Genomic DNA, 17,054 nt, shown 5'->3' with positions numbered 1-17,054 from the left:
ACATTTGCCTCGCTAATCTCGCACCGGTTCATGGAGTGAGACGGCCCATTCTCGGAGGCAGAGCGATATGAGTAGGCACGCCCGACGCGCATTGTGGTTGGCCCTTTCGGCGCACTTGATCGGCTTTCCACTGTACGCGCACGCAGCGGACGCACCCGGTGCCCTGACCATCATCGTCAAGGATCAATATACCGACCGGCCACTTTCAAACGCGAAGGTCACGATCACGGAACGGGAAACCGCCTCCGCGCGATCCCTGGAAACCGACGCACAAGGTCGCATCCTCGTTGAACAGCTCGACCCCGGCCTCTACACGGTCAACATCACCAAGGTCGGATTCGCTTCAATCTACGAGCCAAGCGTACGCGTGGTTACGCGGAAGAACTCCAGGATCGAATTCGAACTGGGAATTCCGCTGTTGCAGGAAGTGGTGGTCCAGGCACGGCCGCTCGATGCACTCGCATCGCCTTCCAGCACCTATCTCGACCGGGAAGCCTTGCGAAGTGCTGTCGGCGGTGGCGCAGATCCGCTCCTTTCGCTGGACGGCCTGCCTGGCCTGGCCTCCGCCAGCGAGTTCGCGAGCTTCAGCGTACGCGGCCGGGGCCCCCGGGATAACCTGATCTTCGTCGACGAGTTCCCCTTCGACAAAGCGATACACTTCGACGCGACACTGGGCGAGGACGAGGACATCGGCGGTGGCGGCCGTTTCTCGATCTTCGCACCGAACGTCATCAGTGGTGCCGAGTTCTCACCGGGCGGGTGGGGCCCTGCGTATGGCGGCCGGGCCGGGTCGCTGCTCAAGCTCGAAGTCGCCGACGGCAGTCCAAGCCCGTCGGCCAGCCTGCGCCTCGACCTCGCAGGCAATGAAGTCGGCTACGACGGGCCGCTCGGCATCACTGAAGGTTCCACCGTGCTCGTTTCCGCCCGCCGACTGGATTTCGGTGCCTTCTTCGAAGATATCGAAGAGCTGGACATCGGAAACCCCGTGTTGAGGGACATCATCGTCAAGTCGGCCGTGCCGATCAGCCCGTCCAACACGCTCGAGGTGCTGCTCATCGATACGCGCGAGACATACACGCGCGACGTGACCCACGTCTTCGAGTCGCCAAACTTCGAAGATGCTGCGCTTCTTGATTTCGAACAGGACAGTGACCTGTACGGGCTGACCCTGCGATCATTGATCGGTGAGGACGCTGTCTGGACCAACAAGGTCTACCACCGGGTCAGCAACAAGATCAGCTCGGAGGGCGAAGCATTTCCCGATCTCGTGCCCGACGGCTCGCCCGCCTCCAGTTTCCCGGTGCGCGAAGACATCATCACCGTGACCGAAGACGAGACCGAGATCGGCTGGCGAAGCGACTTCAAAACGGTGAATCGCTGGGGCGCGTTCAATGCAGGCATGCAGGTGACGCAGCTCGAACTGGACTACAGCACCGTGCTGGATGGCGACTGGATCCGGTACGTCTACGACGGCGACGACTCCAGGCCGGACCCCGACCAGCGCTTCATCGTGCTGACCCCGGCGAACATCGATTCCTCGCTGAGCCGGAAAGCGACGAGCTACGCAGGTTACGTGGACCAGGCCTTCAAGATCGGCTCCTGGGATATCCGCACGGGCGTCCGCCTGGAGCGCGACGGCCTGACGGACGAAAACCTCGTGTCGCCCAGGTTCCGGGTGAACTGGCAGCCGAACACAAGCTTCAGGTACTTCGCGACTGCAGGGCTCTTCCATCAATCGCCACGGTTCCTGGACCTCGCAGCCAATGCGGCGAACACGCTCGAAAACGAGGAGATCACGCACGGGAGTATCGGCCTGGAGTACTTCCCGAACGAGAGCTGGTCGGTGTTGACGGAAGCCTATTACCAGGACCTGGCCAATCTCGTGGTCGACCTGGATCGGGCGGGCGGGACGTTCGCCAACATCGGCGATGGCAGTTCATACGGCTTCGACGTCGTGGTCAGGGGCACGATCCGCGAAGGGCTCTACGCGGCCGCGACCTATTCCTACAACGACGCGAAAGTGGACCGGAAGGACGGCCTTGGCTCGGTCACCGACGAGTTCAGCCGCGAGCATGTGGCGACCCTTGGGCTGACCTGGGAAATCACCGACCGCTGGAAAGTCGCCGGGCGTTACAAGTACCTGTCCGGCAGGCCGGAGGACGCCTACATCATCCACGAAGACGTGCTGGGGCCCGGACAGCCCTTGCGCTACTCGCGGGAGACGATCGAGCGCAATGTGGGCCGCCGGCCCAGTTACGGCGTGCTCAACCTGCGTGTCGACTATCGGCGCGCATTTGGCCCGGTCGACGTCACGGCCTTTCTCGATGTCATCAACGTCACGTCGGCCGCGTCGACCGACGACACCGAGTTCGACTACCGCAGGGGTGTCAACGTGAAGGACGATAGCGAGGCCGAGCCGCTGATCGGACTTCGGCTAGACTACGCTTGGTAAAAGGGAGGCGGCAGATGGCACGCGCTCTTGATGCGGCGCCGATCAGGGCGTTGATCGTCGAGGACAACCGCGACATCTGCGCGAACATTGCCGCGTACCTCGAAAAGCTCGGCTACGTTCTGGATTTCGCCCACGACGGCGTCACCGCAATGAACCTGGCGTTGACACATCCGTTCGACGTCATCGTTCTGGACCTGATGATCCCGAGGATGGACGGTCTTACCTTCTGCCAGAGACTGCGGGCCGATGCCGAAATCGAAACGCCTGTCCTCATGCTGACGGCCAGGGACACGCTCGACGACAGGCTCAGGGGATTCGACGCCGGGGCCGACGACTACCTGGTCAAGCCATTCGCACTGCAGGAGCTGCATGCGCGCATCCGGGCTCTCTACAAGCGGAGTCGCCGGAACGGCGACAACCTGCTGACGGTTGGCGATCTGACGTTGAACCGGTCCACGCTGCAAGTACACCGGGCGGGGCGGCGTGTCGAGATCAACCCTGCCGGCATGAAGTTGCTTCGACGATTGATGGAAGAGTCCCCGTCGGTCGTGGATCGCGACGAGCTTGAAACGCTGCTGTGGGCCGACGAGAGGCCGGATGGCGATGCGCTTCGCTCGCACATGTACAAGCTGCGCCAGGCAATCGACAGGCCGTTCGATCGGCTGTTGATCCATACGGTGCATCGCATCGGATATCGAATCGCGGAGGACGCCCAGTAGTGTCGCGGCACAGTCTGCGCAAACGTGTCGAGTATGCGTTCGCGCTGTGTGTTGTCGGACTCAGCGTGGCCTGGGGGCTCGCGTTCTACGCTGCCATCAGGTTCAGCGAAGACCGCGTGCTGGTCACCCAGCTGCAGCGCGCCGCCGAGAACTACCCCGATCTCACGATGAGCCTTCGCGGCTACGACGACGCCGGGAGCTTGCCCGAACCCCTGAGGGAGTGGGCGCAGGCAGGTCCTGCCGAGGGTCTGTACGAGTTCGTCGCCGAAGAGCTGCATGTCGCTGTCGTCCCCGCCGACAACGCACGGGGGCGCGCATTCGTGGTGTTCGATGTCGCCGGGATCGAGGCTGCGTCCTCCGAGGACTGGTGGTGGCTCCTCGTCATCACTGGGGTCGTGGGACTGCTCGGCGCCTTGGGTTTGGGGCTGGGCGTCCTGGTGATGCGCAGAGCGGTCTCCCCGGTGGTGCAGCTCGCCGAAGTGGTCGCGGGCATCGACCTGGAGCATCTGTCGGCTGGGGACCACAAGCTCATCGAGTCCAGCCGGTTCGGAACGGATGAGGTCGGCGTCCTCGCCGGGGCCATCGAAAAAACGCTCGAGCGCATCAGCGCGTTCGTCGTGCGAGAGCGGGACTTCACCGGTTCTGCCAGTCATGAACTGCGGACGCCTATCACGGTGATAACAGGCGCGCTCGAGCTGTTGGAGCAAAGTGATCTGTCGGCCGAAGACGTGAGGGCGGTGGATCGGATCCGGCGTGCGACGCTCGAGATGAAGTCCACGATCGAGATGTTCCTGTGCATCGCTCGCGAAGCCGACGACGGGCTGTACGGCGAGCAGTTCCTGGTGGCGCCACTGGTGAGCCGGGCGGTCGACCAGCAGCGCTACCTGCTGAACGGCAAGTGCGTCGAAGTCGACGTCGAAAGTCTCGCAACACCAGTCGTTCACGGGCATCCACAGGCCTTCCTGATCGCGGTCACCAATCTGGTTCGGAATGCGTTCGAGCAAACGCCTGGCGGGCAGGGACCGATCACAGTCCTCATCAAGGAGCACGAGCTGCTGGTCACCAATCGGCTGAGCGGTGACGAAGTTGGCCGCATCACGGCCGCCGGCTCATCCTCTTCCAACGGGCATGGCTTGGGTCTTGGCATCGTTCAACGATTGTGTGAGCGCAACGGCTGGGCATTCTCGCTGCACGCGGACGAGGCGCGTGTGACCGCCCGTCTTTCCTGGTAAGCAGGACAGACTGCTCCTTCGCAAACAGCAGGTAACTGCAATCAACGCGACCGAAAGGCGCGGCGCGCAGCGTGGGACGGCAAGCTGGTCGAAGCCGCGCCCGTTCGCGCGAGCCTGATCCTGCCCGGCGCCCGACTAGCTGTCATCGGTCGAAGTGGGCAGCGGCTCATCGGTGTCATTGCCGCCGATCTCGACCGGTAGCGGCAGGTACACGCCACCCCGGGCGTGGCGCTCGAGGGCGCCTTCTCCGACGAGCCGCTCCAGCGCCAGCCGCACGGGCATGAGGCTGGTATTGAACTCGTCGGCAAGCGACGCCGGATCGATCCGGTCGCCGGGCAGGTGGTGGCCCGAACGCAGCGCCTGCCGAATCCGGTCCTGCAACTGCACGCTCTTGGTGTGGAATGCGCTCATAGCGGACCTCCGTATCCGCGAATGGCAGTAGCTCACCCTGTTGTCTTTGGCGATCCGATGCCGGATGCGGTTCAATCTTTCCGCATGTGGCCGTATGTGTCCAGCCCGCAGGCACGACTGCTCGCGATGAGGAGATGCTCTGAACTGCTCCCAACATCAGACCTGAGCGGTTCCGGAAAGTCTGCCTAGAGCCGACACTACATGCGCTGGCCCGCCTAGGGATGGTCTGTAGCCCGATTGTGAAAAGAACGCGGTTGGCGCAAGATCGCTAGCGCGTGGCACCGCCCCGGGGAGCGGTTCGGGCGGGGCCGGAAAGGGATGCTTCTGGGGGATACATGGCTTGTTCAAGGATGCCGGGCCAGATGCCCGGGCGCGCGGTGAGTGATGGCTGCTGGTTCCACCTGTTCACGTCTACGTGTCGGGCAGGAGCGGCCTGGCGGCCACGCTTTCGATCAACCCGGTGCAACGACCCGCAGCGAACTGATTGTTCTCCTCGCCTTCCGGTGTGCGGCGCGCTCATCGTAGCTGCGGCCGGCATCATCGCATCGCTGACGCCCCAGTGGTCCCATGCGGTCGAACCACAACATGAGTATCGGAAACGCGTTGAGGCGTCCCAGTCCATTTCGAGACTAGCCGGCGACCTAATGGGCGAGGCTGTGAGCCTGTACAACGGCGCCACCGAGTTCACCGCAACCGACATCGACGTGCCTGGAAACAGCGCTCTCCCGGTCAGGCTGACCCGGAGAATGAAGGTCGAGTTGTATCCGGTCGGCAGCGAGGGAGGGCCTTGGAACTCGAACCTGAAGGGCGCCGGCGACTGGGATGTCGACGTGCCTTACATCGCCGCGAGCATCCCGTCTTCTGGCTGGGCCGACACGCGCTGCTCGGTTGGCGCCATCCCGTCTGCGACCGGGTTCGAATCCCTGGAGTTCTGGCAGGGTAATACCGTGCACGTCCCGGGCGAGAGTGATCGCTCCATGCTCCTTCCCGAGGCACAGACGCCTCTGCCCGCAGCCGGAGGGCCCTACAAATGGACCAGTCGGGAACGCGATGTCTTTACCTGCATCCCGATGCAGAGCGGACTATCCGGGGAAGGTTTCTCGATGCAGACCGTCGGGGGGCTCAAGTACACGTTCAACGTGGCTGCCAGCCGCTACATGGGCGTTATGAAGAGGCAGATCAGCATTGATGCCACCCAGCGTGTCACAAGAACCAAATACTACTTGCTCGCCAGCAAGGTCGAGGATCGATTCGGCAACTTTGTAGAGTACGAGTACAACGGGGACGGGAACCCGGAGCACATCTCGTCCAGCGATGGCAGGCAGATCCTTCTGACTTATACGAGTGGCAGGCTCTCATCCGCTTCTGCGCATGGCCGCACCTGGATCTATCAGTATGGCACTGGTACCAACGCGAACTGGCTGGCAACCGTCACTCTGCCCGATGGCGCACGTTGGCAATACGCACGAACAGGCTCGCTTTCGCCCATTTACGTTCCTTGGGATGGGGGTTCGAATGCGACGTGCAATGAGCAGCCTCCTGCGATTGAGGCCAACTATTCGCTGAGCATTACCCACCCATCCGGCGCGGTCGGCACGTTCGAGTTTACCAACCAGCGGCAGTACAGATCTGGCGTTCACCGGAGCGAGTGCCTGCAGAGGGTCAATCAAAGCCACTACTACTATGTGTTGAACACGCCCAACTTCTTTGACGTGATGGCGTTGACGAGCAAGTCAATATCCGGGCCGGGGCTGGCCAACACGCTTCAGTGGGAATACGCGTACGGCGGTGAGTATTACCCCCTATGGGGCGGGGGCGGCGCGGCCGCTTACCCGTGCACGACGTGCCCTGAGGAGAAGCAGACGACGCTGATCGAACCCGACGGCACCGCGCGCGTGCACCGTTACGGAGTTCTCTACTCCAGCAACGAAGGTCGCTTGCTGGGCACCACGGTTCGCAACGGGAATGGCGCTACGCAGCGGACCGACGTGACCGAGTATCTGCCGGAGTCTGCCGCGAACAGCCAGACGTTCCATCCCAGGTATGGCCTGATCATCAATGGCGACGATCCCTCCACGGCGCGGGTCCGCCCCGTCGTCTCGCAGGCGACTATCCAGGACGGCGTCACCTTCAACACAACCATTCCCCAAAGCTGTGGGTCTTCAACCTACTGCTTCGATCTTCATGGCAGAGCCACGCGTGCGGTCAAATCCAGCACCTTGCCAAGCAGTCCCTCGCGCACCGAGGCCACGACGTACCACGACAACCTAGCCAAGTGGATCCTGGGCCAGGTTGCGCAGGTGACGTGCACAGCTTCGACGCCCGCCAACCCTGCTTGCGATGGCGCCGCCGACTCGGTGATGTCGCAGACCACTTACGATGCGACCTGGGCATTGCCGCAGGTCAGCAAGCACTTCGGCCGCACTGTGCAGACGTTGGGCTACGACACCAGTTCTTCGATCGCCAGCGGCCAGCGCGGCACCGTCACCTCGGTGACTGACGGCAACGGCAAGGTCACCACGCTGGGCAGCTGGAAGCGCGGCATCCCGCAGTCGATCCGGTATCCGGCCACGCCCGAGGCGACGGCCGGCGCGACCCAGGCGGCGGTGGTCAACGACAGCGGCTGGATCATGTCGACTGTGGATGAGGCGGGCTTCACCACCGCCTACGGCTATGACGCCATGGGCCGACTCTCTCTGATCGACTATCCCGATGACGACAGTGTCGTCTGGCATAACACGACGCTGGCCTTCGAGCCGGTGGCCGGCATCGAGTACGGCATCCCGGCGGGCCACTGGCGCCAGACGATCAGCACCGGCAATGCGCGCAAGGTCAGCTACTTCGATGCGCTCTGGCGTCCGCTGGTCGTGCGCGAGTACGACACCGCCAACGCCTCGGGTACCCAGCGCTTCTCCCGGTTCACCTACGACCACGAAGGGCGCGTGACCTTTGCCTCCCACCCGGGCACGAGCGATGCGCTGAGCACAGGAACCTGGACCTGGTACGACGCCCTCGGCCGGCCAACCCAGATCACACAGGACTCGGAACTGGGCGCGTTGACGACCGGGACCGAGTACCTGGCCGGCTTCAAGACGCGGGTCACCCCGCCGCGAGGGCAGCCCGCGAACGCCGCGTTCCAGACCACGACCAGCTACCTGGCCTGGGACCAGCCCACGACCGACTTGCCGGTGGCCATCGCGCATCCTGCCGGCGCCTTCACCGACATCGGTCGCGACGTGTTCGGCAAGCCGACCGCCATCACGCGTCGCAACAGCAGCGGCTCGGTGGCACTGACACGAAGCTACGTCTACGACGCGTACCAGCAGCTGTGCAAGTCGGTCGAGCCCGAGACCGGCGCGACGATCATGGCCTACGACAACGCCGGCAACCTGGCCTGGAGCAAGGCCGGCGCCACGCAGACCGCCACGGGCGCCTGTAACACGGCCGACATCCCGGCCGCCCAGCGCACCACCCGCACCTACGACGGGCGCAACTGGCTGCGGACGCTGAGCTTCCCGGACGGCCGCGGCAACCAGAGCTGGACATACACGCGCGACGGGCTGCCGGCGACCATCAACACCCAGAACAGCGGCAGTGGCGATGTCGTCACCAACAGCTACAGCTACAACCGGCGCCGTCTCATCGAAGGCGAGACCTTCGCCGTGGGTAGCCAGCTGTGGGCGCTGGACTACAACTACAACCAGCACGGTCACTTGGCCGACCACGCATCGCCAGGGGTGGTGGTCGACTTGGCCCCCAATGCCTTGGGCCAGCCGAGCAAGGCGGGCACCTACGCAACAGCGGTGAGCTACTACCCCAACGGCGGGATCAAGCAGTTCACCTACGGCAACGGGATCAAGCACACGCTGTCCCAGAACACCCGCGGCCTGCCGGTGACCAGCTGCGACTTCGTCGGGTCCAGCTGCACAGCCAGCGCAGTCCTGCGCGACAGCTACGACTACGACCAGCACGGCAACGTGGCGGCGATCAGCGATGGCCGAACCGGCAGCCGCGGCCACCGCGACATGACCTACGACGTGCTCGACCGGCTGACCCAGGCCGTCTCGCCCATGTTCGGCACGGCCAACTACACCTACACCGTGCTCGACAACCTGCAGACCGTGCAGGTGACCGGCGGGCCGAAGGCCCGCAACCACACCTATGTCTACGACGCCAGGAACCAACTGACCAACGTCACCAACACCTCGGGCGGCGCCACCGTGATCGGCCTGGGCTACGACCCGCAGGGCAACGTCCAGAACAAGAACGGCGTGACCTACACGTTCGACCAGGGTAACCGCCTGCGCCAGGGCGCAGGCGAGCAGTACCGCTACGACGGGCACGGCCGACGGGTGCTGTCGACGCGTGATGATCGCAACATCTACTCCCTCTACGGCCAGGATGGCACGCTGCGGTTCCAGCGCGACGAGCACACCGGCAAGACGACCGACTACGTGCACCTGGGCGGCAGCCTGGTGGCGCAGGTGGAGAACGCGATCGCGCTGTCGACCCCGACGCTGACCGTGCCAGGTTCAAGCATGACCGGCAGCTACATCATCAGCTGGGGCACCTCGGCGCTGGCGACCAAGTACCAGGTGCAGGAGCGTCTGGACAGCGGTAGCTGGGCCACGATCCACAATGCGGCTGGCAACAGTAAGTCGATCACCGGCAAGGCGGCCGGTGCTTGGGGATATCGGGTCCGGGCCTGTAGTCCTGCGACCTGCGGCAGCTGGAGCGCGGAGAAGACGGTGGCCGTGCAGTTGGCGCCTACCGCGGTGCCGACGCTGACCGTCCCGACGACCGGACCCAACGGCGGGTTCACGGTCAGCTGGACGGCGGTGCCCGCAGCAAACGTTTACCAACTGCAGGAGCGGCAGGGCAGCGGCAGCTGGAGCAGCTACCCGAACAGTTCGGCGCTGAGCCGGGCGATCAGCGGCAAGGCCGCGGGCAGCTGGAGCTACCAGGTGCGTGCCTGCAACGACGCTGGTTGCGGCAGCTGGTCGGCGATCAAAAGCGTGAATGTGCTGTATCCGCCGGCGGGGCCACCGACGCTCACCCTGCCGGCGACCAACCTCACCGGCAGCTACACCGCCAGCTGGACGGCGATAGCCACGGCGAGCCGCTATGAGTTGGACGAGCGGCTCGGGACCGCGGCCTGGACGCAGATCCACAATGCCGCAGGGATCAGCAAGGCGCTCAGCGGGAAGACCACGGGCAGCTGGGGCTACCGGATCCGGGCGTGCAACGATGCCGGGTGCAGCGCGTACGCGGCCGAGAAGGTGGTCGCGGTGACCCGACCACCAACGGCCGCGCCAACCCTGACGGTACCTGCGAGCAATACGACCGGCAGCTACAGCGTCAGCTGGACCGCCGTTGCGACCGCGACAAGCTACGGGCTGCAGGAACGACCGGGCACCGGTAGCTGGATCACGCTGCAGGCGAACTCCGCGACCAGCCGTGCGATCAGCGGCAAGGCCACGGGGAGCTGGGGGTACCAGGTCCGCGCATGCAATGAGGCCGGGTGCGGGGCTTACTCCACGGTCAAGGCGGTGCAGGTAACGCGGCCGCCGGGGACTCCCACCATCACGTACTCGCTGAAGACCCAGACTTACGTCGGAGCTCTGACCCACATCCGGTGTGAGGTGCGGTGGACGTCGATGGCCTCGGCCACGAGCTACGAGCTGCAGGCTTATGGCGGCGCGGTCCAGTACACGGGCCCCCTCACGACCGTGGCCGGGCCCGGCAACTCGTCAGCCTACTGCGCTCCCTCGCATGTGGTTCGGGCCTGCAACCTCGCAGGCTGCTCGGCTTGGTCCGCCCCCCCGGCAGCCCAGGAAACAATCGTGATCGGCGAACCTGGCAACCCGGGTGATCCGCCTGTCGTCAACGCCGATCCGGAGCCGACCGTAGATGGGGCCGCAAAGCCGGAAGATACCGACATCGCTGATCCGCCTCAAGACCCGGTGGCGGATAATGATGGGGAGGGCGGCGAATGAACGTCCAGAAGTTCATCCATCGACTGTTGCGCCTCTGCAGCCTGCTGCTCGTCGCTGTATCCCTGCTGCCGCAGGTCGCTACGGCCCAGACCACGGTCAAGTACGTCCACACCGACGCGCTGGGAAGCGTGGTGGCGATGACGGACGCGACGGGGGCCGTCGTCGAGGGACACCGGGAGTACGAGGCCTATGGGCAGCAGCTCATGCCTGCGATGCAGGATGGACCCGGATACACCGGTCACGTCCAGGACGCGGCGACGGGGTTGGTGTACATGCAGCAGCGCTACTACGATCCAATGCTCGGAATCTTCCTAAGCACCGATCCGGTGACGGCCTACAGCAACCCGGTTGGGCAGTTCCATCGCTATCGTTATGCCAGTAACAACCCATATACCCGAGTTGATCCGGATGGCAGGCGAGATATCTATATTGGGGGCGCAGCGGACAAGCGTTGGACTGAAAACGTTGCGTCCTACGCTGAAACGCAGAAGACAACTACTGGTCGCGATGTCCAGTTCTTCTCATATGACGAGGCAGAGAAAATATCGGCCGCGATGAATGCTCCCCTTGCTGAGGGGGAGCCGCTCAACGTTATAGGTCATAGCTTAGGTGCTGCTGAGGCAATTTCACAAGCAAATAGCTCATCGGTCGAAATTACAAATCTAGTGACTATTGATCCTGTTGGCGCATCTGGCGATGGTTCAAAGCCGGCTAACGTATCGAATTGGACTAACGTGCTCGCTCAGCCCACTGCTGGTGCAGGTAACAGTTCCGATGCGGTTGCATATCTTGGGCGTAGGATGCTGGGAGTCACGGATACTTCTGGAGCTGATGTTAATAAGACTTCGGGTGCTGCTCATGGTGATTTCAGAAAAATGATGGGCGATGCAGAAGCTCCTCAGAAGATTGACTCGTCGTACAAGAAGTAGACTTGCCCCTATGATTTTTGAGCCGCAAGCATGATCAGATTATTTCTTTGGGTGATTGCCGTATATGCGTTGACGGGGTGCAATTTGCGGCCCGACATCGTGTCGGCGCATGCTGTTCGTAATGCTAATTCAGTGACAGTGGAGGTGGTAATTCCAACGCGCGATGCCGTTAAAATAAAGCGGCGTCAGCTATATGTTCACATCGCTGTAACCGACTGCGATGGATCTGATCTTTTCTACGCGATAGATCCATCTGTCAACGGGGACAGGGTGGCGGAGTTCAGGTTTGCGACTGTCGGTGATACCACGAAGCTATCAGGGGATATTCCTGCAGTCGTTCTTGAGAAATTTCAACGCCCTTGCGTCTCTCTAAGAGGCGGTGGTTATTTCACTGGAAGGTTAAAGGTGCGTCCCATTCCAATCGATACAGAGGTGGCGTCAGGTTCAGTATCAGATCGCCCGTGAAACATGAGACCCGCATTGCGGGCCTTGTCGTTGTTGCAGTTGGCTGAAGTTGTGAGCGGCTTATCGTCCTGCTTGTGCTAATAACGAGTCCAACACCTCGCTCACCATCTTCTGCTTGGCTTTCGGTAGCTGGCTGATCCGCTCCAACTGCTGTTGCAGCTTCGGTGTCGGCCCGCGCTTCCCGGCGGGCCGCCGCCCCGGCACTCCGATCAACTCCTCCACAGTCACCGCCAGCCCGGTCGCCAGTGCCGCCAGCAGCGACACCGGGACACGCCTGCGCCCGATCTCGAACGAGGCGATTTGCTGCTGGCTCACGCCGACCAGCTCGCCCAACTGCGCCTGTGTTAGTCCCTGGTCGCGGCGCAGGTCGGCCATGCGCGTCCCTAGCTTGCGGAAGAAGGCTTTCTCGTCTGGTGTCATGGCAACGCTGTGTTGTGGCCCTACGGTGCCCATACGTTAACCCCGGTTTGACGGTTCGGCGTCGATGATACGCTGATATGGCGTAATCGTTTGAGCAAAATATTTTCATCTTTCAGGTGCTTTCTGATGGCAGCGTCTGTTCTGTGTCATTGCGTAATTGGCTATTTACGTCAGTAAGTAATGACGTAATCCGTTCGTCTTTCTTACATCAAAAACTGCACTTCCGGCGTTTTCGTCTATCCGTATCGGCGTTGACATTAACGCCATATCGACGTGATACTGCGATTGAATTATGACCCGCTGTCGCTCTTGACAGCATTTCGCAGGAGGCCGCGTCCATGTCCCACGCTCCCGAAGGCTCCCCGTCACCGGGTTCTGCTGCGGATACGGCGCTGTCGATGCCGTTGTCGGGTGCTCTCTGTGCCAACAGCTCTCTGGAAATTGCCGGCGAGGACGATGTGCGTTTCACTCGCGGCCCGCGCGCCTATCGCGTGCGCGGCCTGTCGCGGAACCTGTCGGCCGAGACCTTGAAGATCACGCTGCGGGTATCGTCCGGCGAACGCCTGCATCTGGATACGCTCGATCTGTACCTGGCCCGCGCCCGTGGTGTGTTCGCCAAGGCGGCCGCATTGGAACTGGGCGTGGCCGAGTCGGTCATCGCCGGCGACCTGTCGGCACTGGTGCTGGCCTTGGAACCGCTACAGGAGCAGGCCATCCGTGGCGCACTGGCTCCGGATGCCTCCGCCGACGCGTCATTGCTGACCGAGGACGAGGAAGCGGCAGGGCTGGCTCTGCTGCGCGATCCCGCCTTGCCCGATCGCATCGTGGCGGACGTGGAAGCCGTCGGTGTAGTCGGCGAGAACGTCAATGCCTTGGTCGGCTATCTGGCGATGACCTCGCGCCTGTTGGACAAGCCGCTGGCCGTGCTGATCCAGTCCACGTCCGCGGCCGGTAAATCGACCCTGATGGATGCGCTATTGTCGCTGATGCCCGAGCGCCAGCGCGTCCACTACTCGGCCATGACCGGGCAATCGCTGTTCTACCTCGGTGAGGGCGACCTGCGGCACAAGATTCTCGCCATTGCCGAAGAAGAAGGGGTTCGGCAGGCTGCCTATGCCTTGAAGCTGTTGCAGTCGCAGGGTGAGTTGACCATCGCCTCGACTGGCAAAGACCCGGCCACCGGCAAACTGGTCACGGCCGATTACCGGGTGGAAGGCCCGGTGATGCTGTGCCTGACCACCACTGCCATCGACATCGACGAAGAACTGCTCAACCGCTGCCTTGTGCTGACGATCAACGAGACGCCCGAACAGACGGCTGCGATCCAGCAGCGCCAGCGGCAGGCACGGACGTTGGCCGGCTTGCAGTCGCGGGTGGTTGGTGACCACGTGTTGGCCGCCCACCGGGCGGCGCAGACCTTGTTGCGCCCGCTGGCCGTGGTGAACCCCTATGCCGAGTCGCTGACCTTCGCCAGTGACCGCGTGCGGCTGCGCCGCGACCACGTGAAGTACCTGGCCCTGATCGACGCCATCGCCCTGCTGCACCAGTACCAGCGGCCCGTGCGGATGCTGGAAGTCGAGGGGCAGGCGGTCGAGTACGTGGAAGTGACCCACGAGGACATTGCCTTGGCGAACCGGCTGGCGCATGCGGTGCTGGGCCGGTCGCTGGACGAGCTGCCGCCGCAGACGCGGCGCGTGCTGACGGAGCTGGATGGGTGGGTGGTTGAGCGAGCCGGTGTGGAGGGCATCGAGCGGGCGGCGGTGCGCTTCACCCGCCGCGACGTGCGCGGGCCGCTGGGGCTGTCCGACACGCAGTTGCGTGTCCACCTGGATCGGCTGGTGCAACTGGACTACGTGGCCGTCCACGGCGGCAGGCCGGGCCAGCGGTTCGCGTACAGTCTGCTGTTCGACGGCGACACGGCCAACGATAGCCCGCAGCTGATGGGGCTGGGTGTGGCGGAGTGGACGGAGCTCGAATCCAGCGCCGGCAAAACCTCGCGGGGCAAAACGGCAACCTCGCGGGGTGCAACCCCCAACCTCGCGGGGGCTGCGCGGCCCGGTCGCGGTGGGGATGCGGCCCCTGTGCGGGGTGGCAAAACCGCCAACAAGCCCAAGCAGGACAAGGCTTTGCGGCCGGCAGCCGGGGAAGCTTCCCCAAACGCACGTCCACGGGCAGGCAAAGCCGCTCGCCTGAACGGCCACGCGGCGGGTCGCTGACATGGCCGGCCCGCGCACCGAACGCCTGACCCTGCTGCTGGCCCCGTCGCACCCGGACAGCCTGTCGGCGTGGATACGGCGCTATCTGGAAGCTCTACGCGTCCAGCATCGCAGTGAAGCCGATCAGCGCACCCGTCGGAGCCGGCTGGCCCTGTTCCATAGCTGGTGCAGTGAGCGCGGCATTGAGCGTCCGCAGGAAGTCACGCATCGGCACGTGGAGCAGTTCCAGGGCTACCTGTTCCGCTACCGCAAGGCCAACGGCCAGCCGATGGCGTTGAACGGCCAGATCGTGGCGCTCTACACGCTGGAAATGTTCTTCCGCTGGCTGGTGCGGCAAGGCGTAGTGCAATCCAATCCCGCCGCCGATCTGGAATTGCCCAAGCGCACGAACGACCTGCGTGAACCGCTGACATTGGAGGAAGTCGAGGCCGTCCTCGCCTTGCCCGACATTGCCGATCCGTATGGCCTTCGGGACCGGGCGGTTCTGGAACTGTTCTATGCCACCGGCATCCGAAGGGCGGAGCTTGTAGGTCTGCACATGAGCGACGTGGAGCCCTCGCACGGCACCCTGCACGTGCGGCTAGGCAAGGGCCGCAAGGATCGGTTCGTGCCGCTTGGTGAGCGGGCGCTGGCGTGGATAGAGAAGTACCAGCGCGAAGCGCGGCCGCAATTGCTTAAACGGCTGGAGGAGAAACACCTGTTCCTCAACTGCGACGGCCAGCCGTTATCCAATGACGCGCTGTCGTGGCGGGTGCGCCACTACTTCCAGCAGGCCGGCATCACCAAGCGCGGGGCGTGCCATCTATTCCGGCACACGATGGCCACCGCCATGCTCGACAACGGCGCCGACATTCGCCACGTACAGGAAATGCTCGGGCATACGCAGATCAGCACCACCCAGCGCTATACCCACGTCTCCATTGCCCGCCTGAAAGCCGTCCATGCGGCCACGCATCCAGCCGCGCGGTTGCTGCGGGAGCCAGGCGAGGGATAAGCGGGCAATTCCAAACCTGGAAGCCTTGGGTATATCAGTACTTCAACTGATGTACGGATCGGCTATTGCGGCGCGTAGGGCGTCACGCGTTCTCATACGATGCGACGTTAGCAGGGTACGACAGTGTTACGAACCCAATCCGTGGCCGATCAAGGGCTTGCAGGTAGCTTGTCGTACCTATGTACGAACGTCCAATCGTGACGCCTCTGGAAAAGGCAATAAAATCAATGACCTGTACACCCGGCAGGGTGCGTATGGTGTATGGGTTTCGAAGGGTTAAGGACACGACGGAAAATCGGCCCCGCTTTTGGCCGCTCAATTCGCCGCGATGCAGAAGGTCAATTCTTCACTCAATACAGGAGTTACACATGGACAGATTGCCAAAGCCGACCACGCTGGAGGAAATGAAAGAACGCCTGCAAGACCTGGAAGGCGTATTCGCTGCGGACGGCTGGGAAGGCGTATTGCGACCCCAGGCTGAAAGGGACGCAATGTTCCGGTATGCGGTCGGAGAAATCTCCAGCACCGAATTGCGGACGGAGATTGGACGCACATCCTGATTGGCGGCAGAAAAAATCATAGGGAATTGTCCCATTTCGGAATGCCACCGACACCGATAGGCTGGAATTGCCCCGTCACGGGGTCATCGAAAGGAAGCAAAAAAATGTTGTGGAATCTATCGCTGTTGGGTTGGTGCCTATTGGGTGCCTTGATCGTCGTTCTGTTCTATCTCGCATGGCTGGGATCGCAGCATCTTGGGCGTTGGCTTGGCCGGAACCGAAAGCCTCGGGATCGGGTTTGGGCCTTCATCGTCATGGCTGCGGTTCTTGGCGCAGTTGGGGGCGGATTAATACACGCTTTGATCCAAGACTTGCGGCCCTGCCATGACGCGGGAGCGCCAATGGCGGAGTGCTTCTTGCCCAAGCGCTAATTCGCCCAGTTGAATGAAAGGGCGTAGCTGTCCATGCGTTGTCCACAACCGGCGCGCAGCGCCGTCCCGGCGTGTACGGGGATGGTCTATCCATCCCCTGCGCCGGGTGTGTTGTGGGCAACGGGTGGTCAGCGTCTTGACGGAGGCGCGTTACGGGCCGAAAGTCGCCTCAAGGGCTTCGGCGAGAACGGCAGGAGGTGCATCAAGGCGAGTTGGCGACGGCAGGCCACACGGCATCAAGGGTTGATCGCAGCAACGGGCGGAACCCGCGTCGGGTCAGAGTGTTCAG

General features: G+C 63.0%; 11 protein-coding genes. 9 read left to right on the top strand and 2 right to left on the bottom strand.

The genetic code is table 11. From position 1 onward, the window contains the following. Positions 1–97 precede the first annotated feature (97 nt). The 3 genes from ACW5EG_RS14580 to ACW5EG_RS14570 are packed head-to-tail and all read left to right on the top strand — an operon-like array spanning position 98 to position 4,403. The gene (locus ACW5EG_RS14580) at positions 98–2,452 is read left to right on the top strand and encodes a TonB-dependent receptor (protein ID WP_457022083.1); all 2,355 of its coding nucleotides are present in this window, start codon (positions 98–100) and stop codon (positions 2,450–2,452) included. A 41-nt stretch (positions 2,453–2,493) separates the two neighbouring features. Continuing rightward, a complete protein-coding gene (locus ACW5EG_RS14575; RefSeq protein WP_457019268.1) occupies positions 2,494–3,171 on the top strand; it encodes a response regulator transcription factor in 678 nt (225 codons plus the stop codon). After that, positions 3,171–4,403, top strand: a complete 1,233-nt coding sequence (locus tag ACW5EG_RS14570) for a sensor histidine kinase (protein ID WP_457022081.1) — start codon at positions 3,171–3,173, stop codon at positions 4,401–4,403. Before ACW5EG_RS14575 ends, ACW5EG_RS14570 begins: the two co-directional genes overlap by 1 nt. Before the next feature lie 135 nt (positions 4,404–4,538). On the opposite strand, the gene ACW5EG_RS14565 is transcribed toward ACW5EG_RS14570, so the two are convergent. Continuing rightward, positions 4,539–4,814, bottom strand: a complete 276-nt coding sequence (locus ACW5EG_RS14565; protein ID WP_457022079.1) for a GntR family transcriptional regulator — start codon at positions 4,812–4,814, stop codon at positions 4,539–4,541. Positions 4,815–5,470: 656 nt separating this feature from the next. Here ACW5EG_RS14565 and ACW5EG_RS14560 point away from each other — a divergent pair. The 3 genes from ACW5EG_RS14560 to ACW5EG_RS14550 are packed head-to-tail and all read left to right on the top strand — an operon-like array spanning position 5,471 to position 12,204. After that, a complete protein-coding gene (locus ACW5EG_RS14560; RefSeq protein ID WP_457022077.1) occupies positions 5,471–10,810 on the top strand; it encodes an RHS repeat protein in 5,340 nt (1,779 codons plus the stop codon). Then, on the top strand, positions 10,807–11,739 hold the full coding sequence (locus ACW5EG_RS14555) for an RHS repeat-associated core domain-containing protein (protein ID WP_457022075.1): 933 nt from the start codon (positions 10,807–10,809) through the stop codon (positions 11,737–11,739). The genes ACW5EG_RS14560 and ACW5EG_RS14555 overlap by 4 nt, the downstream gene beginning before the upstream one ends. A gap of 30 nt (positions 11,740–11,769) precedes the next feature. After that, entirely contained in the window at positions 11,770–12,204 is a 435-nt protein-coding gene (locus ACW5EG_RS14550) for a hypothetical protein (protein WP_457022074.1), read from the top strand. A 60-nt stretch (positions 12,205–12,264) separates the two neighbouring features. Here the strand turns inward: ACW5EG_RS14550 and ACW5EG_RS14545 are convergent, their stop codons facing one another. Beyond that, positions 12,265–12,624 carry a helix-turn-helix transcriptional regulator gene (locus ACW5EG_RS14545; RefSeq protein ID WP_457022072.1) on the bottom strand — a complete coding sequence of 120 codons (360 nt, stop codon included), beginning with the start codon at positions 12,622–12,624 and terminating at the stop codon, positions 12,265–12,267. A gap of 338 nt (positions 12,625–12,962) precedes the next feature. Between ACW5EG_RS14545 and ACW5EG_RS14540 the strand changes: the two genes are divergently transcribed. From ACW5EG_RS14540 to ACW5EG_RS14530, 3 genes are all read left to right on the top strand, one after another. Beyond that, the gene (locus ACW5EG_RS14540) at positions 12,963–14,840 is read left to right on the top strand and encodes a hypothetical protein (protein WP_457022070.1); all 1,878 of its coding nucleotides are present in this window, start codon (positions 12,963–12,965) and stop codon (positions 14,838–14,840) included. A gap of 1 nt (position 14,841) precedes the next feature. Beyond that, entirely contained in the window at positions 14,842–15,834 is a 993-nt protein-coding gene (gene xerC, locus ACW5EG_RS14535; protein WP_457022068.1) for a site-specific tyrosine recombinase XerC, read from the top strand. Between the two features lie 368 nt (positions 15,835–16,202). Continuing rightward, complete coding sequence (locus ACW5EG_RS14530) at positions 16,203–16,394, top strand: hypothetical protein (protein WP_457022066.1); 192 nt, start codon at positions 16,203–16,205, stop codon at positions 16,392–16,394. The last annotated feature ends 660 nt before the right edge of the window (positions 16,395–17,054 follow it).

This window comes from Luteimonas sp. A611, from assembly GCF_054072715.1.
Note: the sequence above shows the minus strand (reverse complement) of the source record. Positions and strands in the feature narration are given on the sequence as shown.